Here is a 21312-nt window from a genome sequence, read left to right as displayed (position 1 = left end):
GGGGAAAAAATGGCAACAGTAACGATACAAGCGGAGGAAGCAAAACGCTTGGTCATACAACAGCTGACCAAAGTGGGTTTAAATGAAGAAAATGCCGGGAAAATCGCGGAAGTATTGGTTCATGCCGATCTCAGAAACGTCAATTCCCATGGTGTTTTGCGAACAGAGCATTATGTGAACCGTTTACAGGCAGGAGGCATAAATCCCGATGCCCAGATTTCCTTCCAAAAGACTGGGCCAGTTACCGGTGTGGTTGATGGAGATGATGGTTTTGGGCATGTGATTAGCGACGTGGCCATGGACCATGCAATCGAAATGGCTAGAGATAACGGTGTTGGCATGGTGACAGTTTTTAATAGCAGCCATTGCGGAGCACTAAGCTATTTCGTTCAAAAAGCCGCTGATGCAAAGTTAATTGGCATCGCGATGTCACATACCGATAAAATTGTGGTCCCGTTCGGAGGAAAAACATCATTTCTTGGTACCAACCCAATCGCTTACGGTGTTCCTGCCAAAACGAAGAAACCCTTTATTCTTGATATGGCAACATCCAATGTTGCGCTGGGGAAAATCCTCCAGGCACGCGAAGAAGGAAAGGAAATCCCTGAAGGATGGGGAGTGGATGAAAATGGAGCTAATGTCACAGACCCGAATAAAGTCGTTTCCCTTTCCACTTTCGGTGGCCCGAAAGGCTATGGTCTATCCGTAATTGTGGATGTGTTTTCTGGATTATTGGCCGGTGCGGCATTTGGTCCGCACATTGGGAAAATGTATGACGACCTTGATAAGAAAAGGAAGCTGGGACATTATTTTTGTGTAATTAATCCTTCGTTCTTTACGGATACTGATATATTTTTAGAGCAAATGGATCAAATGATCGAAGAGCTGCAACAGGTTGAACCTGCTCCAGGGTTTGATCGCGTATATGTACCGGGTGAGATTGAACAAATCAATGAAGAAAAAAACCTGAAACAAGGCATTACGATAGCATCAAGTGTTTATGAATTTCTTACAAAGTAGGTGGGAGAAATGAAAGCGGTTCAAGTACGGCAAGCTCATGAACTTATCATTCAAGAAGTGGAAAAACCACGGATTTCGAACTCGACGGATGTCCTTGTAAAAGTAAAAAGAGTCGGGATTTGCGGATCGGATATGCATATTTACCATGGTACGAATCCTCTTGCTACACTGCCGCGAGTCGTTGGGCATGAAGTAGCGGGAGAGGTTGTGGAGATAGGTAAAGGTGTCTCGGGCATAAAAGTGGGGGACCACGTTGTTATTGAGCCCATCAGTTATTGCGGGGAGTGTTATGCCTGCCGCAAAGGCCGCCAAAATGTTTGTGGAAAACTGTCCGTTTTTGGCGTGCATGAAGATGGTGGAATGAGGGAATGGTTCGTCCTTCCGGAGAAACAATTACATGTTGTGGATTCTGCTTTAGCTTGGGAAGAAATAGTATTGGCTGAGCCATACACTATCGGCGCACAGGCCGTATGGAGGGGCGAAGTGGAGGAAGGGGAAACAGTGCTTATCCAGGGAGCTGGGCCTATTGGGATTTGCATATTAAAGATGGCAAAGCTTCAAGGAGCATCAGTGATGATCACGGATTTAAGTGATGAGCGTTTGGAATTCGCTAAAGAAAGCGGCGCCGATATCACCGTCCATGCGGGAAAAGAAGATGTTCAAAAACGAGTGGAAGAATGGACGAATGGCGAAGGGGCCAACGTCGTCATTGATGCAGTATGCTTGCCGATGACATTTGAATTGTCTTTCGATGTCGTGTCAACGGCGGGGCGGATTGTCGTACTCGGTTTTGATGAACGTCCTTCATCGGTTTCCCAGTTACCAATCACAAAAAAGGAAGTATCGGTGAAAGGGTCTAGATTGCAAACCGATCAGTTCCCAAAAGTGGTCAAACTTTTAAATGAAGGAAAACTCAGACATGAAGGTTTAGTTACCCATACATTTTCGCTCGATGATATCCAGGAAGCATTTAATTTTGTTGAAAATCATCCCGAACAAGTTCGAAAAGCGATCATCGTTTTTAATTAAGGGGGTAGGAGTTATGGATAAACATTCAATCATACATCGAATAACGGAAACGAAAGTTGTAGCTGTTATCCGGGGACATGATGCAAAGGAGGCGGCGCAACTTTCTAAAGCAGCTGTGGAAGGCGGTATTCAGGCAATCGAATTGACTTATACAACACCGGGAATTGAAGAAGCTTTCAAAGAACTGCAAAATACGGATGCACTATTGGGAGCAGGCTCTGTACTTGATTCTGAAACGGCTCGGCATGCGATTTTAGCTGGCGCCAAATTTATCGTCAGTCCCTATTTTGTCAATGGCGTAGCCGAACTTTGTAATCGATACGGCATCCCCTATATGCCTGGATGCATGACAATTAGAGAAATGGCTATATCATTGGAAGCAGGTTGTGATGTTTTGAAGTTATTTCCGGCAAACCATTTTGAGCCTTCTTTCATCAAGTCGGTTAATGGTCCATTGCCCAATGTAAGAATCATGCCAACTGGCGGAATTAATTTGGATAACATGAAGGACTGGCTGAATGCAGGCGCGGTAGCAATCGGGATCGGCAGTGACTTGAACAAAGCCTATCAAAATGGCGGCTATGAAGCCGCAGTGGAATTAAGCCGAAAATACATGCAAAAAATTGCGGAATAATGGAGGTGCATGATGAACATTACATTTAGATGGTACGGGAAAGACAATGATACCGTTACGTTGGAGCACATTAAACAGATTCCTGGAGTGAAAGGGATTGTCTGGGCACTTCACCAAAAACCTGTTGGTGAGGTTTGGGAAAAGGAAGAAATTCAAGAAGAAATTAAGTATATCCAATCATTTGGCTTTCACACGGATGTCGTAGAAAGTGTAAACGTCCATGAATCGATTAAATTGGGTAACGAAGACCGCATGATATATATAGAGAAATACAAAGAGACGATCCGGAATCTTTCAGAAGCTGGAGTGAAAGTCATTTGTTATAACTTCATGCCGATCTTTGATTGGACTCGGACGGAAATGTTCCATCCTTTGGAAGATGGCTCAACTGCCCTGTTTTATGAAAAGGCGAAAGTGGATACGTTAGATCCGCAAGATTTAATTCGTACTGTAACGGAAGCTTCAGATTTAACTTTACCAGGTTGGGAACCAGAAAAGATGGATCGAATTTCTGAATTATTCGAAGCTTACAAAACTGTGGACGAAGAGCAGCTATGGGCGAATCTTGAAATATTCCTAAAAGAAATATTACCTGTTGCAGAGGCTTGCGGTATAAAAATGGCAATACATCCGGATGATCCGCCATGGTCCATTTTTGGCCTGCCAAGAATCATCACCGGAGAGTCGAGCTATGAAAAACTGATTTCGATTTCGGATTCACCATCGAATGCGTTTACCTTGTGTACAGGATCGATGGGGGCAAACCCTGAAAATGATATGGTCCAGGTGGCTAAAAAGTATGCAAACCGTTCGCCATTCTCCCATATACGCAATGTGAAGATCTATGAAAACGGTGACTTTGTGGAAACATCCCATCATACACAGGATGGATCGATCAATATACAGGGCGTTGTGGAAGAATTGAATAAGCAAAATTATACTGGTTATGTCAGACCGGATCATGGCCGCCATATATGGGGTGAAGTTTGCCGCCCAGGTTACGGTTTATATGACCGAGCATTGGGAATCATGTATTTGCTCGGATTATGGGATGCATATGAAGCTACTAAATTAGGTGAAAAATCATGATTCCCATTCATGAAAACTTATCGAACAGGGTGGCAGTGATCACTGGAGGCAGCGGTGTTTTATGTTCCAAAATGGCGGTGGAATTGGCCCGTCATGGTGTCAAGATAGCCATATTGAACAGAACGGCGGAAAAAGGGCAAGAAGTGGTCGAACTCATTGAACAAACTGGGGGTACTGCGATATCCATCGCGGCAGACGTTTTGGATAGAACCTCATTGGAAAATGCAAAAGGGAAAATAATAGAATCGTTCGGAAGAGTGGATCTATTAATAAATGGTGCAGGAGGCAATCACCCTGATGCCATTACAGCTCCAGAGAAATATGGGGAAGAAGCAGAAGGAAAATCCTTTTTTGATTTGGATGAAGATGGTTTCTCCCAGGTTTTTGCCAGTAATTTCACCGGTACATTTTTGGCCAGTCAGGTTTTTGGGAAAGAGTTATTGCAAGTGGAAGCACCAGTCATAGTAAATGTATCTTCCATGAGCGCCTACGCTCCAATGACTAAAGTACCAGCATATAGTGCTGCCAAAGCTTCAATAAATAATTTTACCATGTGGATGGCTGTTCATTTTGCCGAGGAAGGTTTACGGGTGAATGCCATTGCTCCAGGATTCTTTTTGACGAAGCAAAATCGGGATCTTCTGCTTAATGAAGATGGCAGCCTGACGGCAAGATCTAATAAAATCATTACTTCAACACCAATGAAGCGCTTTGGGCAGCCTGAAGATTTACTTGGTACATTGCTTTGGCTCGTTGATGAATCCTATTCGGGCTTCGTAACAGGAATTACTGTACCAGTCGATGGTGGTTTCATGGCATACTCAGGTGTCTGAATTCAGGTCCAATAAAAAGGTAAACAAGTGACCGTGATTAAATTAGTTCCACGGTATGGGAAATTGACTTTTTACTGCATCAGAAGGTGATTGTAAAGCTTTCCTTATTATAATAGAATATTCCTTATATATCTAAGCCATTTTGGTATTAGAGATTTGAAACCATACGACAGGAATGAATGAATTGAAAACCATTACAATTACTGATGTCGCCAATCACGCTAAAGTATCTAAAAGCACAGTTTCCCAATACCTTAACAAACGTTACGAATATATGAGTGAAAAAACCAGGAAAAAGATTGAAGAAACAATAGAAGAGTTAAACTATCAGCCTAATATAATAGCACGCAGTTTAAAGCAAAAATCCACTTTTACCGTTGGGGTAGTGGTTGCCAATATCCTTCATACGTTTTCAACGCAAGTTATTAGAGCTATAGAAAACTACTTTTACGAACAAGGGTTCCATATTATCGTATGCAATGCAGATGACAATCCTGAAAAGGAAAAGAATTATATTGAAATGCTAAGAGCTAAACAAGTGGATGGGATTATCATTTTCCCCACAGGAGACAATCTTGATTTATATCAACGTATGAAGAGTGATCATTTCCCGATTGTATTCATGGATAGGACGATCGAAGAATTGGATATTGCAACTGTCATGCTCGATAATCACCTTGCTTCCAAATTAGCGATCGACAGGTTTATTGAAAAGGGTTATGAAACCATTGCAATCATAACCACTTCAATAATACGCGATATCAGTCCCCGTATCGAACGGATTCAAGGGTACAAGGATTCCCTCGCGTCACATGGGATACCATTCAATTCAGAATATATTAAAACAGTGAACGCAGATGAAATTCCGGCTGCACTTTCAGAATTTTTCGAATTGGAAAAGCCGCCTCGAGCCATATTGGCAGGAAATGATATCGTACTTAATGAAGTGTTGCGTTATATGAAACAGCACGAAATCAATATACCTGATGACATAGCGGTAATAGGGATCGATGATGTACCCTATGCCAGTTTCTATACACCGACCATCACAACGGTTAATCAGCCAGCCATTGAAATGGCCAACTTGGCAGCAGAGTTACTGCTTAGTCAAATTAATAAAACAGGAAAAGAGGATACAAGCGTTCATCGCTTGAAACCGACTTTGCTTGCAAGGAATTCTTGCTAGAACCTGTTGTAAGAATTCCTGTGAAAAAGAAAGCGCTTTTTTTACGGGAATTCTAAACCGGTTTAGTTAAAGGTCATATAGGCTTTACTCTTGGTTATTAAATGGAAACGTTTCCAAAGATGCTGCTGCATTTATAGAAACGTATAGGGGGGTACTTTATGTTTTCAAATGGTAGAGGAATGGTTATCGTTTTCTTGTTCTTGGCAGGGGTGATAAATTATCTGGACCGATCTGCACTGTCCATTGCAGCTCCGTTCATCCAAGATGATTTATCCTTAACAGCAACACAGATGGGGATTATTTTTAGTAGCTTTTCAGTTGGTTATGCCATATTTAATTTCCTTGGTGGAATGGCGTCCGATAAATGGGGTGCAAAGCTTACGCTTTTTGTGGCGATGATCGTTTGGTCTTTATTCAGTGGTGCACTAGTACTGGCAGTCGGTTTTGCCAGTATGATCGTCATCCGCATCTTGTTTGGAATGGGCGAAGGCCCTCTTTCGGCAACCATCAATAAGATGGTGAATAACTGGTTCCCAGCGAATCAACGGGCATCTGTCGTTGGTTTGACGAATAGCGGGACGCCGCTTGGTGGTGCCATAGCAGGTCCGATTGTTGGATTTATTGCCATTTCATATGGATGGAGAGTTTCTTTCATTGCCATAATGGTGATTGGTCTTATATGGGCGATTTGCTGGTGGAAGTTCGTTAAAGAAAAACCTGCAGAGTCAAAAGAACAGAAACATACGGGGAAATCTTATGTAGCGGCAACATCGGAAGGGAAGTTGAAATTCACCTTTTATTTAAAACAAAAAACGGTTTTATTTACAGCTCTAGCCTTTTTTTCTTACAACTATATTCTCTTCTTTTTCTTAACTTGGTTCCCAAGCTATTTGGTCGATGCACGCGGCCTAAGTGTAGAGAATATGAGCATCATTACTGTGATTCCTTGGATTTTTGGATTCATCGGACTTGCTTTGGGTGGATTCGTGTCGGATTTCTTCTTTAAAAAATTCGCTCAAAAAGGTGTTTTATTCTCACGTAAGCTTGTGCTTGTAACATGTTTGTTCTTATCGGCGGTATGTATCGGTTTTGCCGGACTTGTATCCACAACGGTCAGTGCGGTAACGCTTGTCGCACTTTCCGTCTTCTTCCTATATTTGACTGGTGCCATTTACTGGGCAATCGTCAACGATGTTGTTGACCCTGGTAATGTTGGATCTGTTGGAGGGTTTATGCATTTCTTGGCAAATACAGCAGGAATCATCGGACCGACGTTAACAGGATATATTGTCGATACCTCAGGCACATACACAGTTGCATTCTTGCTTGCAGGTGGATTGGCCATCGTTGCATCGCTTGCAGTCATCCGTTTTGTAAGACCGATAGTAAAGCCTGCGTAATAGATTGATTGTTGGAATGGAAGTGTCTCCCAAAGGAAATATCAAGGGAAGACACTTCCATTTTTCATGTTTACTAGGCATGCTTAGCGCATCCGATTTTCTTTTCGAAATGTTGCTGGCGTCTTTTCATTGTATTTTTTAAAGGTGCGAAAAAATTGGGGCATGCTTTCAAAACCGCACATCTCAGCAATATGGGCAACGGTGTGATTCGTTTCCAGTAAAAGTTCCTTTGCCTTGATGATTCTTTTCGTATTTAAATATACTATTAAGCCAATTCCAGTCGTTTCCTTAAAAACTCTGCTGAAATGAGGGGGACTGACCAAAGCTTTTTGTGCAAGAGTCGTCAAAGTCAATGCTTCATCGATATGTTCATTGATATAGATTAAAATATCTTTGATCCATTCTGAACTATAGCCATTGCCCTCTGGTAAATCTTCTTTGCCATTTATCCGGGTACGGTATAAATCAAGTATGATTTGATGAACGGTCAGCAAACAAGCATGCCTCGATCCAATTGATTGGCTAGATGTTTCTTGCAGGATGAGTTGTAGCTGTTCCTCCATCTTTTCTTGTTTCTTTTGCGGCAATGATATTTTATAATTCTTACTCTTTTTTGTCAGGTCAAACAAATGTAAATATGAAAAAGAATCATCAACCATATCTTTATATATCAATGTGGGACTGAAAAAGATAATGGTGGAGGTAACAGGGTCGTCCTTATTGGGTAAAGCCCTATGAATAGTATTATTAGGGATCAAAAATACATCCCCTTGCTGCATATCATAAAACACATCACCGATAAAAAAGGTCCCCTTACCGTTATAAACATAAACAATTTCATAATAGTCATGCATATGATCGGACAATTCATTCTGGGGACTTTTCGTATCTTGATAGACAAAAGAAAATGGGAAGAGTAAATCATGATTTAATGCATTATGAATTTTTTTCATTTCGTTCATCTCCTGAAAGTATAATACAACAAGAATTAGTATATTTATAGCAAAATATGCAATTTATATTTCAAAAATTGATGTTAAAATTAAAATAGATTTAAAAATTAAAAAATTCACGCGAAAAATGAAAGGGCTTTCTGAATGGATTGACGTTTGGTTTTGAACGTCTTCACTCATGATAAGGAGGGGACAAAATGAATAAATTTGTTCAATTGCATTCAAATGATGATGTTGTTATTTCCTTGGAGGGAATTCATAAAGGACAGAGCCTCCAGATTCAAACGGAAGACAGGGGAATGATCCATATCAAGGCAAGTGATGACATTCCTAAAGGGCATAAAATGTTAGTGAAACCGGTAAACCGAGGGGAGGATGTAATCAAATTCGGCTACTCGATCGGAAAAGCTAAAGAAGATATCTCCATCGGCGAATGGGTCCACACACATAATCTAGCATCCGGTTTGCATGGTATATTGGATTATTCCTATCAACCTAGCAGTCAAAATACAAAAGAGCCAAGTCAAATTCATACCTTCCAAGGATATATCCGTGAAAATGGGGAAGTGGGTATCCGTAATGAAATCTGGATCATCAACACGGTTGGTTGCATCAATAAAACATGTGAAGTTCTCGCTAAAATGGGAAATGAGCAGTTTAAAGATCGACAAATAGATGGGGTCCTTCACTTTTCGCACCCATACGGTTGTTCTCAATTGGGAGATGATTTGACCCATACACAGAATCTTTTGGCTGCCTTGGCTCAACATCCAAATGCAGCAGGGGTTTTAGTTGTAGGATTAGGATGTGAGAACAATCAAATCGAAGCATTTAAAGAAGTCATTGGTGAATTTCCTCCAAATCGCATTAAATTTTTAAAAGCCCAGGAGGTTCAAGATGAATTGGAGAGCGGCTTACGTTTAATGGGAGAATTAGTGGAGTATGCGGAAGGGTTCGTACGCAAGCCCGTACCGGTTTCAAAGCTGAAAATAGGCTTGAAGTGCGGGGGTTCCGATGGTTTTTCAGGCATTACCGCTAATCCATTGGTTGGTGCTGTTTCCGACCTTATTGTAGACAATGGCGGTACCTCGATATTGACAGAGGTTCCTGAGATGTTTGGAGCGGAAACGATATTGATGAACAGGGCAAGAGATGAAGAAACCTTTAATAAAATCGTTGGCCTTATTAATGATTTCAAACAGTATTTCATTCGCCATGATCAGGAAATTTATGAAAACCCTTCACCTGGAAACAAGGAAGGCGGCATAAGTACGCTGGAGGAAAAATCACTTGGGTGCACGCAAAAAGGCGGCCATGCGACTGTAGTGGATGTTAGCCCATATGGTGAACGGGTAGTGAAGCATGGTTTGAATTTAATCAATTCTCCTGGAAATGACCTGGTTTCGGTGACGGCTTTGGCAGCAGCGGGTGCACATATCGTTTTATTCACTACGGGAAGGGGTACACCATTTGGCGGACCGGTGCCAACTGTGAAAATAGCAACGAATTCAGATTTAGCCAATCGTAAAAAACACTGGATTGATTATAATGCAGGGCAGTTGATTGAAGGTCGAAAGATCGAGGAATTAAAGGAAGATTTATTCCAATACATTCTTGAACTTTCATCTGGTAAAAAGCAAACGAATAATGAAAAATTCGGTTTTAGGGAGATAAGCATTTTTAAAGAAGGCGTCATTCTCTAACAGGTGTACATATCTATAAGTTATTAAAAAGGAGTGTTATTCAGTGAAAAGTATTGTTTGTGAACAACCTTTTGAATTTAAGATGATCGAGTCGGAAAAACCGGTTCCAAACTCAGGAGAAGCTTTGATTCGTGTGCGCCGTATAGGAATATGCGGTACGGATATTCATGCCTATGGTGGCAATCAACCCTTTTTTAGCTATCCTCGTATACTTGGACATGAATTATCCGGTTATATTGAATCCATACCGGAGAATGAATCTGGGCTGAATGTCGGGGATCAAGTATCGATCATCCCCTATATGGAATGTGGAAAATGCCTGGCTTGCAGGAGTGGAAAAACGAACTGCTGTACGGATATAAAAGTTTTGGGTGTACATGCTGAAGGCGGCATGAGTGAGTGGATGACGGTGCCTTACAATCATTTGGTGAGAACAGAAGGTCTTACACTTGACCAATCCGCAATGATTGAGCCTTTAAGTATAGGAGCTCACGCAGTTAGGCGCGCTGCTATTCATAAAGGGGAATTTGCACTGGTAATTGGTGCTGGTCCAATTGGCTTGGGAGTCATGGCATTCGCTAAAGAACAGGGTGCGAAGGTGATCGCAATGGATGTAAATGATGAACGCCTTGCGTTTGCTGGCAAATGGGTAAATGTCGATTATACTTTGAACGTTTTGGAGAATCCAATGGAGAAATTAGTCCAATTGACGAATGGAGATATGCCAAGCGTGGTATTTGATGCGACAGGTAATGCTAAGTCAATGATGGATTCATTTAAATATCCTGCTCACGGCGGAAGGTTGATTTATGTTGGTTTAGTTAAAGCGGATATTACCTTTAATGATCCTGAATTCCACAGTAAAGAGCTTACATTAATGGGAAGCCGTAATGCAACAAGGGAAGACTTTGATTATGTCGTGAATACGCTGAAGAATGACAAGCTGGATATGGGCCAGTATATTACACACCGCACACATTTGGATGAAATGATCAATCAGTTTGAAGGGTGGTTAACTCCTGAAGCTAAAGTGATCAAGGCTATTGTCGAAATATAAGCATTAGGTATGCTGTCGTAAGGGCAACCTCTTAAATTGCACTCCGAATTGGATATTTCAATAAGAAAGGGGTTCTTTGATCATGAACATAAATAAAAGTCAACTAAAGAGTCTGAGTAAAGATATAAAAGCTGTCCAATATTCACATATGATGGATTTTCCCATAAAAGTATTGCAGATTGGGGAGGGGAATTTTCTTCGAGGCTTCTTTGATTGGATGATTCATGAATGTAATAAACAAGGTCATTTCATGGGAAGTATTGCAGTTACCCAGCCTCGTCCCGCCGGAAAAAGGAAAATAGAGGAGATGAAACGGCAAGATGGACTGTATACATTAATGTTACGTGGTTTGCACCAAGGGGAGGAAGTGGAAAAAACGGAAATCATTTCCGTTTTTTCGAAGGTAATTGATCCATATGAAGAATGGGTGGATTTTTTAGCATTATCAGAAAATCCTGAATTGGAATTTGTAGTTTCCAACACGACTGAAGCAGGGCTCAAATACCAGCCGATTCCTTTGGAAGAAGGAAAGCCAATTGAATCTTTTCCAGGAAAACTAACTGCTTTTTTGTATCATCGTTATCTCCATTTCAACGGAGAAGCGAAAAAAGGACTGATCATGCTGCCATGTGAGCTTTTAGAGAGAAATGGTGATTCATTGAAACAATGTGTTCTTAAGCATAGCAGGGATTGGGATTTACCAAAGCCATTCATGGAGTGGGTGGACCGGGACAACCTATTCCTAAACTCGCTTGTAGACCGTATCGTTACAGGATTCCCAGCCAATGAGTCGGAAAAACTATTTACGGCATGGGGATATAAGGATACTCTGCTAAATACGGCAGAACCCTATCATTTATGGGCTATTGAAGGTGACCCTTGTATTGATCAACGTCTTCCTTTACAACAGTCCGGCTTAAATGTGCGTTGGGTAAAGGATTTAACACCTTATCAAATGAGGAAGGTACGGATTCTTAATGGTTCACACACCTTGATGGCTCCTTTAGGGATTTTATCTGGAATGGAAGAAGTAAAACAGGCAATCGAACATCCGGAATTCAACCAATTTCTGAACAATGCCATCGAAAAGGAAATAATTCCTTCATTACCTTTTGATCAAAAAGAGATGATGCTATATGGGGAAAGTGTTCTTGAGCGATTTAAGAATCCTTTTGTACATCATCTCCTGGCCGATATTTCGCTGAATAGCATTTCGAAGTTCAAGGTTCGTCTCCTGCCGACCTTAGAGGAGTATCATAAGGCGCAAGGCAGGCTGCCTGAATGTATCATACGAGGTTTTTCGGCCCTGATCCGATTTTATAAGGTTCACGAAGTGAAGGGGAGTTATATGGGTAAAAGCTTTGCAGGAAAAGTCTATGTCGTTAAAGATGATATAAAGACAATTGAATTTTTCAAGGAACAATGGCTTCGTTATGATCAGGGAGAAATCCCGCTTAGACAATTGATAGAGGCCACCTTAAGTAATCAATATCTATGGGGGAAGGATTTGAGCGATATCCCGAACCTAGGAAACGACTTATGCCAATATCTAGAAAGGATGATTGACAAAAATCATCCGTTGTAAGGATTTGGGCAAGGCTAAGTTCATGAATATTGTTCTATTTCTCATTTTTTTCTTTATTTTATTTGTATTTTTGGTATACTGAATGAGTGATATTTTTTCTTGGTAGTTTCCTAATGGAAAGATATTAAAAGAATTACATATTCTTTATTCCCGTAAAGGGGAGTAGCGTCAGGGATAACCTGAAATAAAGTCGTCATTACGTGGGAAATCCACCGGCTTTATTGGCCCTAATTCATTTAGTGCTTAGCGAGACCTTTGCCATCATATGGCGGAGGTCTCTTTATTTTTGTGAAAAAGGAGGAAATTGTGTTGGATTTTTTAACAGGTGAATTCATTTCAGGACTTTTAGCGATCATTATGATAGATTTGGTTCTAGCCGGTGATAATGCGATCCTTATTGGATTGGCTGCAAGAAAGCTTCCAAAAGAACAGCAAAAAAAGGTGATTATATGGGGAGCGGTCGGCGCAATTGTGATAAGGATCATTGCAACGCTGCTGGTCGTTTGGCTCTTAGAGGTGCCTGGACTGCATTTAATAGGGGGATTACTTCTTGTATGGATTGCTTATAAGCTCCTTATTGATGAAGAAGAACATGATGTGAAGCCAGCAGACTCGATGTGGGCTGCCATAAAAACGATCATTATTGCAGATGCTTTGATGGGATTGGATAACGTCCTAGCTGTGGCAGGTGCATCTCATGGTAACTTCGCTTTAGTGGTTATCGGTTTGCTTGTATCCATCCCAGTAGTGATGTATGGAAGCACATTAATCCTGAAACTGATAGAACGCTTCCCATTCATCATAATAATTGGTGCGGGAATACTAGGCTGGACTGCTTCTAAAATGATCGTAGCTGAACCTTTCATGCACGACTACTTTGCAAATCCCTTCATTAAATATGGATTTGAAGCAATAGTGGTGATTGGAATCCTGGTTGCCGGGACTTCAAGACAGAAAAATATCGAAAAAGAAAAAGCAAACAGAGAAAAAATGCAAATTGAACGTAATGGATAATGGACACATAGAGACCTTTCGAATATGAAAGGTCTTTCTTTTTGTCTATGCCCTGTAAGTTAAAAAAAGAAAAAGGTGTACCAAAGTCCACACTTTGGTACAGCCTTTTTGTAAATATTCAAGGAAACAATATCATGCATTTCAATTACGATATCTGAGCCAAACGATCATATGGGCGTACACTCTTTTATTTAGTTTAAGTTAATCCATACACTTTTGACTTCCGTATAATTTTCCAATGCATAACTGCCCATTTCCCGACCAATTCCACTTTGTTTATAACCGCCAAATGGAGAAGCTGCATCAAAGGCGTTATAGCAGTTTACCCAAACTGTACCTGCTTTTAATTCATTAGCCACATAATGGGCTTTTTTTACATCTTGTGTCCATAAACCTGCAGCCAATCCATATTCCGAGTTATTTGCACGGTTTATCACATCATCCAAATCATCAAAAGGCATTGCAGCTACAACAGGACCGAAGATTTCTTCTTTAGCGATTGTCATTTCATCTTCAACGCCTGCAAATATTGTAGGTGTTACAAAATAACCCTCTCCTTGCCCGTATTTGCCCCCGGTAACCACTTCAGCTCCTTCAGACCTTCCTTTTTCAATATAACTGCCCACGCGTTCCAATTGTTCACTGGAAACCAATGGTCCTATCTGGGTGGATGGATCAAGACCAGCCCCTTGTTTAATGTTTTTTGCATGAGACACTAAGTCAGCTACCACGTTGTCATAGGATTTCTTTTGAATATACAGGCGGGAACCGGCACAGCAAACTTGCCCTTGATTAAACATGATGCCCATTAAAGCACCAGGAATGGCTTTACTCATATCTGCATCCGGAAGAATGATATTAGGTGATTTCCCGCCTAACTCCAACGAGATTTTTTTCACAGTTCCCGAAGCTTGGCGCATGATCATTTTCCCTACTGAGGTTGAACCGGTAAAGGCAATTTTGTCGACATCTGGATGGTCTACAAGTGGTGACCCTGCTGTTTCCCCAAACCCAGGGATGACATTGAGAACGCCAGGGGGAAAACCTGCTTCAAGCGCCAATTGACCTAAATATAATGCTGAAAGCGGCGTTTGCTCCGCTGGTTTTAAAACGATCGTACATCCGGTTGCAAGGGCTGCGCCTAATTTCCATGCAGCCATAAGAAGAGGGAAATTCCAAGGGATGATTTGTCCTACCACACCAACTGCTTCATGACGGGTATAATTGAAGTAATTCCCAGCAACAGGTATTGTTTGTCCTACTATCTTAGTTGACCACCCAGCATAATAACGGAAGTGATCGATTGCAAGGGGGACATCGGCATTGGTTGTTTCGCCAATTGGCTTGCCATTATCCAAGGTATCCAATTGTGCAAAGGCTTCTTTATGTTCCTCCATGAGGTCCGCTAATTTATAAATGAGGCGGCTGCGTTCCGATGCACTCATTTTTTTCCAGGGTCCATCGTCGAATGCCTTACGGGCTGCTTTGACTGCTTTATCTACATCTTCCGGACCCGCTTCACTCACAACAGCTAAAACCTTGCCGTTAGAAGGATCGAGAGTTTCAAAGGTTTTTCCAGAAGCAGCCTCCACCAATTCCCCATTAATCAAAAGCTTTTTAGTGCCCTTCAAGAATTCTTGCACTCGTGGATTAAGTTTAATAGTTTGTTCCATGTATAATACCCCTTTTCATTTGGAATTTTAATTCGATATCTGTTCGGACAAAGGCGTTCCTCTAAGTAAAGGATCAGGCATGAGCTCATGTTTTTGATACAATTCTCTTTGGCTGACTTGCAGCAAGGCAGAATATTTTTAAAAACTGGATTACTTGATTCTTTCCCCCCTTATACAAAAGGAATCAATTTCTCGACATGTTACTATGCAAGAGTTATGCCATAACAAAAAACCGATGAAAACAGTTAAAAGATGGTAGAGCGATTTGTGAATGTGCCATACTGTTCCATATTGGAACAGGCAGGTGTTCCGATATGGAACAAAAAAGTTTAGCAGTTCGCATAAGGGCGTTTTCATTTTGGTGAATATCTGAATTTTCTGTTATAATTAAACTGAATGAACGAACCCTGAATGCTCTGAAACTTTGAATTACATAGTGTTTCATTTATGAAAATTGAATAATAAACAGTAGCCGAATTACTCGATTATACATACGGGAGGATGATTCAATGTCTGTTAATATAAACGCGGATAAAGGAACCATACCGGCATTTATTCAAGAATCATGGCAGCGGTGCATTTCAAAGGGACTTCAGCCAAGCATGATGGATAAGGAAGATATGCTTGGTGCATTTGAGTTGGCCGAATACCACGATCGATATGCTGAACTCCTGTATCATTCTTCCCCCATTTTAGAGGAAGTTTATCGCTCGATTAATGGTTTGGAGTCCATTTTATTACTTGCTGCTCCTGAAGGATATATCATCGAAACAGTTGGGGATCCAGCTTTCATTCGCCATGCAGATAATGTTTCCCTAAGGAAAGGGGCCAATTGGCTAGAGGAATCAAAAGGAACAAATGCAATAGGAACAGCCATAGTAGAGAAAAATCCTGTATTGATTCATGGCAGTCAACACTTTCATCAGGATAACCATTTCCTCACTTGTGCCGCATCGCCCATTTATCACCCTGATGGGCATCTGCTTGGTGTTTTGAACTTAAGCAGCCATCAACAGAATTATCATCCTTTTTCCATTAGCTTAGTTCAAAGGGTGGCTGATAGCATCAAACAAGCACTCTTATTGTCCCATACACAAAAAAGGGAGAAAAACCTTTATTTTATATATGATTCATACCCTGATCCGTTAATTACCCTTGATAAAGAGGGGAAAGTTACAGATCTCAATTTAGCGGCGTCACATGTTATCGGCACAATGAAAAAACCGGTATCGAATATAATATCAGGAACAGACCCACTTGTTTTGGAACAGAGGGTTTCAATTAAAGACCAGGAATTTTTGGTGCAAACCCTTAGCGAAAATATGGAACATCAGTCATCCGTGATCGTTCGTTTAAAAAAACAAAAATTGATTGATGGTGTAACAACTAATCGTTATCAATTTTCAGATATACTAAGTAACGATTCGCAAATGAATCAAACCATATCCATTGCCAAAAGAGCTGCAGCGCTTGATATCAGCCTGCTAATCACAGGAGAAAGCGGAACGGGAAAAGAACTGTTCGCTCAATCCATTCATGGGGGTAGCTTAAGAAGTGATAAGCCATTCATCGCCATCAATTGCAGCGCAATTCCCGAAAATTTATTGGAAAGTGAGTTGTTTGGGTATGAAAAGGGTGCCTTTACTGGCGCAAAAAGTAGCGGGCATAAGGGGAAGTTCGAAGCTGCGGATGGCGGAACCCTTTTTTTGGATGAAATCGGGGACATGCCGCTTCAAGCTCAAGCGACTTTGCTTCGTGTGCTTCAGGAACGATGTGTGACGCGTGTAGGCGGACATGCTTCCATTCCAATCGATGTAAGGGTCATTGCCGCCACCAACAAAGACTTACAAAAAGAAATTGAAGCTGGAGAATTCCGTGCAGACCTATTTTTCCGCCTTTGTGGATTATCTTTAAAACTACCAAATCTGAGGAGTCGCAAAGATTTATTGCTGTTAGCAGAATACATTTTAGCGGAATTACCTTATAAGAATGAACATACCGAGCTAACTGACGAAGCTAAAACATTCATTTCGGAATATTCATGGCCAGGAAACTTCCGTGAATTGCAAAACGTAATGGGACAGGCTGCATTCCTTGCTGATAATGGCCCAATTACAAGGGACTTGCTTGTGGCACTTTGTCCTTTTTCTTCCATTATACATGAGGAAGGGGCAAACGCCGATCATGAACCAAGAAACTTTCAAGAACAAGAAACCCAACTGATCAGAAATGCGTTGGAACGAACAAATGGAAATATCAGTAACGCCGCGAAACAACTCGATATCGGCCGAAATACGCTTTATAGAAAAATGAAAAAATATGGAATCAAATTTCAAAAGTAAAAGTTTTTTAGTATATATAAAAACACGAATGATGATTTTCCGTTTTATGGAAACCTTAGATTCCCGACCTGATTTGGTCGGTTCTTTGGTAGCGCAAGTAAACATATGCGGACCAGCATACCTTGTCTTCTTATAAGCTACATTTCACTCTAAAAACAATAAATAATGAAGTGCAGGAAATCAAAATCTCATATAGAATGATGTTATTGATATAGTATTTAAAATTCCGTAAGGGGATGTGTGGTCAATAGTATGGTGTTGTCATCTGAACATAAGAAGTATAAAAATGTATTGATTCAATATTTGGAAGAAAATGAATCTGTGTTTTTAAATGAATGGAACAAGACTATTAAGATCAATGAAATAGACCCCTACAAAGATAAGATTAAAGAAAATGGTTATGGGATGTACTCACTGGTCATCCAAACGTTCAAGGAGGTATTGTCTGAAGATGTGCTGATAAAATTGGCATACCAGGTTGCAAAAGAGCGACTTGAAGCAAATATCAACATTGGGGATTTTCTATATAATATCAATTTGGGGAGAAATATCATAATCAGAAATCTTTTTGGGGCCGATATCCCAATTAATTATATGCAGATATTCATTAATGACATCAACTTGCACTTTGATACGTTCAGCTACCATGCAGTAACGAGATATACGAATCTTACAAATGAAGTGCTTGAGGAGAAAAAGTCTTATATTAGTGAAAACCACAAAGATAAATTAGCGGTACTGGGTCAGATATCATCAAGCTTTGTACATGAGTTCCGAAATCCTCTTACAGCTATCATGGGGTTCAATAAATTATTGAAAAGGGAGAACCCGGGCTTGAAATATTTAGATATCATTGATTATGAGTTAAACCAGTTGAATTTCAGGATAACCCAATTCCTTCATACCTCTAAATCAGATTTTAATGAGGAACAAAGAGAGGAAATTTCTGTGTTGAAGTTAATTGAAGAAATTCAAGAACTGACTTATGCCAATATTGTGGATGCCAGTGTTAATGTGGAAATAGATGTTTATCCAAACTTTGTCATGACAGCGAGCAAGGATGGGTTAAAACAAGTGTTCTTGAATCTGTTTATTAATTCCATTGATGCCTTAAAGGACAAGGAACATCCAAGAATTTTGAGGGTAAACTCTTTAATTGAGGCGAATGAAAGAATAATTAGAATTTCAAATAATGGACCGGCCATTGCCAGTGAATTGATCGAATCCATTTTTGAGCCCTTTGTCACAACGAAAGAGCTAGGAACGGGAATTGGATTATACGTATGTAAAAAGATCATTGAAAATAATGCTGGATATATGAATTGTGTCTCCAATGAAAATTTAACCACATTCAGTATCCATTTCCCCACAGTTCAGAACGAATTTATAAGGGTTTAATACATATCATTTTGTGACATTACATACTTATCGATATTTTTCGAAGCTTTACCTAGATCTTTGATTAATAGTGGAAGGGAATCCTGGGTCTGCCGGTATTTTACAAAATCATTCTCAGTGAATATAAATCTATTTGGAAGATGCCAAGAAATCATAATTTGGATTTTAGCATCTTTTTTTTTACCTGTTATTTTTAAGTATATATGTGTGTCGAAATTTTAAAAGAAAACAATTAAATTGTCATTTTTAATTCGATTGTGGATCAAAAACGGTCAATAATTAATATATGAATCACAAATCGGATTAATGATTCAATAATGAATCATTTTAAACTCATAAAAGCATTAAACCCTAATAAAATAACTATCCTTTTTTTTGGCATGGATATTGCTTTTATTTATATATGTATAAAATTTTAATGATAGAGGGTGAAGAGCGAGGAAAAAAATAATAGAGCTGGGTAACTACATAATAGGACTTCATCCAACAAAATGCAAAAAGTGCAAGATCTACAAAGATCATTGGTACTTGTTCGTTGAGGGGCTGAGGTAGGAAAGAGGCAGAATAAATAGAAAAGCGGTTACGGTTAATAGAGTTTTTGCAGTGCAATATACATATACCGATTGTGATGAATTTGGTCTCATTAAAATTAATGATAAAACGGGGATAGGACTGTGAACATTGTTTTTGAATGAAAGATTTCTACTAGGGTACCCATGAGCAGCGGTTTACTGCTTGTAAAACGGCAAATTGACAGTTTTAAAGGATGGTGACAATAGTGGCACATCAAACAAATGAATTGAAGCATGGTCTCAAGACCAGGCATGTTACAATGATTTCTATTGGCGGGGTAATTGGGGCAGGACTATTTATCGGAAGCGGAACAATAATTGATTCAGCAGGACCTGGTGCTATTTTATCGTATATAATAGCAGGGTTGATGATCGTGCTTATCATGCGTATGCTGGGTGAAATGGCTGTGGTGAATCCTGACAGCGGATCCTTTTCAACATATGCACATCAAGCATTTGGTCCCTGGGCCGGATACACGATCGGCTGGTTATACTGGTTCAACTGGGTTATCATCATTGCCATCGAAACTACGTTATTGGGTACTATGATTCATGATTGGTTTCCTGGTATACCTATGTGGGCTGCCAGTCTATCTTTCCCTATTTTAATGACGATTACGAATATCTATTCCGTCAAAGCTTATGGGGAATTTGAATACTGGTTAGCTTTCATGAAAGTGGCTGCCATTGTAATATTCCTCTTCCTGGGTGCCGCCATGATTTTTGGATTTGTTCCAGGATTCGATTCACCAGGCCTTTCAAACATAACAGGGGGTGGAAGGTTTTTTCCAAATGGTTTTCTGCCGGTCCTCCTTAGTGTGATATTCATTACCTTCTCTTTATCAGGAAGTGAAGTAGCTGCCATTGCTGCAGGGGAGTCTGAAAACCCTGAAAAAAATATTATTAGAGCCATAAACAGTGTTGTATGGCGTCTCCTTCTTTTCTTTGTTGGTTCAGTTACTGTCTTGGTTATCGTAATCCCCCAGGGGGCTGAAGATTTACTAAAAACCCCCTATGCCAGCGTATTTGATATGGCAGGCCTCCCGGCAGCGGGTCAAGTCATGAATATCGTAATCTTCACTTCATTGCTTTCTGTTTTGAACTCAGGGCTATATACAAGCTCACGTATGTTATATTCGTTATCAATAAAAGGTGATGCACCGAAAATCCTTTCCCGTGTGAATAAGAGGGGAATCCCGATCTGGGCGTTAATGGCAAGTGTTTTCTTTGCTTATGTGTGTACGACATTTAAATTTGTTTCCCCTGATAAATTGTTTGCTTTTCTCGCAAACAGCTCGGGAGGAGTCACCATGATCATGTATATCTTTATCGCCTTTTCTCATCTGTATTTGCGGAAAAAGACGGAAAAAGAAAACCCAGGGACACTCAAAGTGAAAATGTGGCTATTCCCTTATTTAACCTACGCGACTATTGCCGTATTATTTATTATTTTCGTTGCTCAGGCATTTATTGATTCCATGAGATTGCAATTCTTTCTTACAACACTTCTCACCATTCTAGTTATTGGGTCATACTTTCTGTTTTATCATAAGAAAAACGTTATTACTCCTGAACAAGAAGGAAAACTAAAAAAAATTCACGTTAAAGAAGGGTAAGGGATGTAGTCCTTTTTGTCCGATTATCGAAAGAAATGATTGACTATTCAAATAAAAAGGCTGCTCTAAGTGGGCAGCTTTTTTTCTGGTTCCACGGGGGATTTAAGCGTGTTCGGAATTGTGACTGCTATCAACCCCCTAATGATACTCATTCATTTGCAACTTTGAAATCCTTTGCTAGAATATAATCTATAGAAAAGATTAGGAG

General features: G+C 40.2%; 16 protein-coding genes. 14 read left to right on the top strand and 2 right to left on the bottom strand.

The window, feature by feature from the left end:
- Nucleotides 1–9: 9 nt before the first annotated feature.
- The 7 genes from allD to QNH43_RS14850 all read left to right on the top strand — a co-directional run bounded on the left by allD (nucleotide 10) and on the right by QNH43_RS14850 (nucleotide 7191).
- A complete protein-coding gene (gene allD / locus QNH43_RS14880; RefSeq protein ID WP_076369654.1) occupies nucleotides 10–1020 on the top strand; it encodes an ureidoglycolate dehydrogenase in 1011 nt (336 codons plus the stop codon).
- Nucleotides 1021–1029: 9 nt separating this feature from the next.
- Nucleotides 1030–2049 (top strand): zinc-binding alcohol dehydrogenase family protein, encoded by a 1020-nt coding sequence (locus tag QNH43_RS14875; RefSeq protein ID WP_283914721.1) that lies wholly within the window; start codon nucleotides 1030–1032, stop codon nucleotides 2047–2049.
- Between the two features lie 13 nt (nucleotides 2050–2062).
- The gene (locus QNH43_RS14870; RefSeq protein WP_283914720.1) at nucleotides 2063–2683 is read left to right on the top strand and encodes a bifunctional 2-keto-4-hydroxyglutarate aldolase/2-keto-3-deoxy-6-phosphogluconate aldolase; all 621 of its coding nucleotides are present in this window, start codon (nucleotides 2063–2065) and stop codon (nucleotides 2681–2683) included.
- A 12-nt stretch (nucleotides 2684–2695) separates the two neighbouring features.
- Nucleotides 2696–3772 carry a mannonate dehydratase gene (uxuA, locus tag QNH43_RS14865; protein WP_283914719.1) on the top strand — a complete coding sequence of 359 codons (1077 nt, stop codon included), beginning with the start codon at nucleotides 2696–2698 and terminating at the stop codon, nucleotides 3770–3772.
- On the top strand, nucleotides 3769–4605 hold the full coding sequence (locus QNH43_RS14860) for an SDR family oxidoreductase (protein ID WP_283914718.1): 837 nt from the start codon (nucleotides 3769–3771) through the stop codon (nucleotides 4603–4605). The genes uxuA and QNH43_RS14860 overlap by 4 nt, the downstream gene beginning before the upstream one ends.
- 184 nt (nucleotides 4606–4789) lie before the next feature.
- Nucleotides 4790–5791, top strand: coding sequence for a LacI family DNA-binding transcriptional regulator (locus QNH43_RS14855; RefSeq protein ID WP_283914717.1), 1002 nt, complete (start codon nucleotides 4790–4792; stop codon nucleotides 5789–5791).
- 158 nt (nucleotides 5792–5949) lie between these two features.
- On the top strand, nucleotides 5950–7191 hold the full coding sequence (locus QNH43_RS14850) for an MFS transporter (protein WP_283914716.1): 1242 nt from the start codon (nucleotides 5950–5952) through the stop codon (nucleotides 7189–7191).
- An 83-nt stretch (nucleotides 7192–7274) separates the two neighbouring features.
- Here QNH43_RS14850 and QNH43_RS14845 read toward each other — a convergent pair whose 3' ends face one another.
- Nucleotides 7275–8144, bottom strand: coding sequence for an AraC family transcriptional regulator (locus QNH43_RS14845; protein ID WP_283914715.1), 870 nt, complete (start codon nucleotides 8142–8144; stop codon nucleotides 7275–7277).
- 197 nt (nucleotides 8145–8341) lie between these two features.
- On the opposite strand from QNH43_RS14845, the gene QNH43_RS14840 reads away from it, so the two are divergent.
- From QNH43_RS14840 to QNH43_RS14825, 4 genes are all read left to right on the top strand, one after another.
- Entirely contained in the window at nucleotides 8342–9847 is a 1506-nt protein-coding gene (locus tag QNH43_RS14840; RefSeq protein ID WP_283914714.1) for a UxaA family hydrolase, read from the top strand.
- A gap of 43 nt (nucleotides 9848–9890) precedes the next feature.
- Complete coding sequence (locus tag QNH43_RS14835; RefSeq protein WP_283914713.1) at nucleotides 9891–10904, top strand: zinc-binding alcohol dehydrogenase family protein; 1014 nt, start codon at nucleotides 9891–9893, stop codon at nucleotides 10902–10904.
- 82 nt (nucleotides 10905–10986) lie between these two features.
- Entirely contained in the window at nucleotides 10987–12489 is a 1503-nt protein-coding gene (locus tag QNH43_RS14830; protein ID WP_283914712.1) for a tagaturonate reductase, read from the top strand.
- 309 nt (nucleotides 12490–12798) lie between these two features.
- Entirely contained in the window at nucleotides 12799–13503 is a 705-nt protein-coding gene (locus QNH43_RS14825) for a TerC family protein (protein ID WP_076369632.1), read from the top strand.
- Nucleotides 13504–13694: 191 nt separating this feature from the next.
- Here QNH43_RS14825 and QNH43_RS14820 read toward each other — a convergent pair whose 3' ends face one another.
- Nucleotides 13695–15176: an aldehyde dehydrogenase family protein gene (locus QNH43_RS14820; protein WP_283914711.1), complete on the bottom strand. Its 1482-nt coding sequence runs from the start codon at nucleotides 15174–15176 to the stop codon at nucleotides 13695–13697.
- A gap of 509 nt (nucleotides 15177–15685) precedes the next feature.
- Between QNH43_RS14820 and QNH43_RS14815 the strand changes: the two genes are divergently transcribed.
- The 3 genes from QNH43_RS14815 to QNH43_RS14805 all read left to right on the top strand — a co-directional run bounded on the left by QNH43_RS14815 (nucleotide 15686) and on the right by QNH43_RS14805 (nucleotide 21104).
- On the top strand, nucleotides 15686–17518 hold the full coding sequence (locus tag QNH43_RS14815) for a sigma-54-dependent Fis family transcriptional regulator (protein WP_283914710.1): 1833 nt from the start codon (nucleotides 15686–15688) through the stop codon (nucleotides 17516–17518).
- A 252-nt stretch (nucleotides 17519–17770) separates the two neighbouring features.
- A complete protein-coding gene (locus QNH43_RS14810) occupies nucleotides 17771–18916 on the top strand; it encodes a histidine kinase N-terminal domain-containing protein (protein WP_283914709.1) in 1146 nt (381 codons plus the stop codon).
- 769 nt (nucleotides 18917–19685) lie between these two features.
- On the top strand, nucleotides 19686–21104 hold the full coding sequence (locus QNH43_RS14805; protein WP_283914708.1) for an amino acid permease: 1419 nt from the start codon (nucleotides 19686–19688) through the stop codon (nucleotides 21102–21104).
- The last annotated feature ends 208 nt before the right edge of the window (nucleotides 21105–21312 follow it).

It is taken from the genome of Peribacillus simplex (assembly GCF_030123325.1).
Lineage (GTDB): Bacteria > Bacillota > Bacilli > Bacillales > DSM-1321 > Peribacillus > Peribacillus simplex_D.
The sequence above is the reverse complement of the archived record's forward strand: the minus strand, read 5'-3'. Positions and strand labels throughout refer to the sequence as shown.

Bases quoted from the DNA above. Each gene is read 5' to 3' on its own strand.
- QNH43_RS14850 (WP_283914716.1), top strand. From the start codon at position 5,950: ATGTTTTCAAATGGTAGAGGAATGGTTATCGTTTTCTTGTTCTTGGCA.
- QNH43_RS14860 (WP_283914718.1), top strand. From the start codon at position 3,769: ATGATTCCCATTCATGAAAACTTATCGAACAGGGTGGCAGTGATCACT.
- QNH43_RS14830 (WP_283914712.1), top strand. From the start codon at position 10,987: ATGAACATAAATAAAAGTCAACTAAAGAGTCTGAGTAAAGATATAAAA.
- QNH43_RS14840 (WP_283914714.1), top strand. From the start codon at position 8,342: ATGAATAAATTTGTTCAATTGCATTCAAATGATGATGTTGTTATTTCC.
- QNH43_RS14815 (WP_283914710.1), top strand. From the start codon at position 15,686: ATGTCTGTTAATATAAACGCGGATAAAGGAACCATACCGGCATTTATT.
- QNH43_RS14845 (WP_283914715.1), bottom strand. From the start codon at position 8,144: ATGAAAAAAATTCATAATGCATTAAATCATGATTTACTCTTCCCATTT.
- QNH43_RS14870 (WP_283914720.1), top strand. From the start codon at position 2,063: ATGGATAAACATTCAATCATACATCGAATAACGGAAACGAAAGTTGTA.
- QNH43_RS14875 (WP_283914721.1), top strand. From the start codon at position 1,030: ATGAAAGCGGTTCAAGTACGGCAAGCTCATGAACTTATCATTCAAGAA.
- QNH43_RS14810 (WP_283914709.1), top strand. From the start codon at position 17,771: ATGGTGTTGTCATCTGAACATAAGAAGTATAAAAATGTATTGATTCAA.
- uxuA (WP_283914719.1), top strand. From the start codon at position 2,696: ATGAACATTACATTTAGATGGTACGGGAAAGACAATGATACCGTTACG.
- allD (WP_076369654.1), top strand. From the start codon at position 10: ATGGCAACAGTAACGATACAAGCGGAGGAAGCAAAACGCTTGGTCATA.
- QNH43_RS14820 (WP_283914711.1), bottom strand. From the start codon at position 15,176: ATGGAACAAACTATTAAACTTAATCCACGAGTGCAAGAATTCTTGAAG.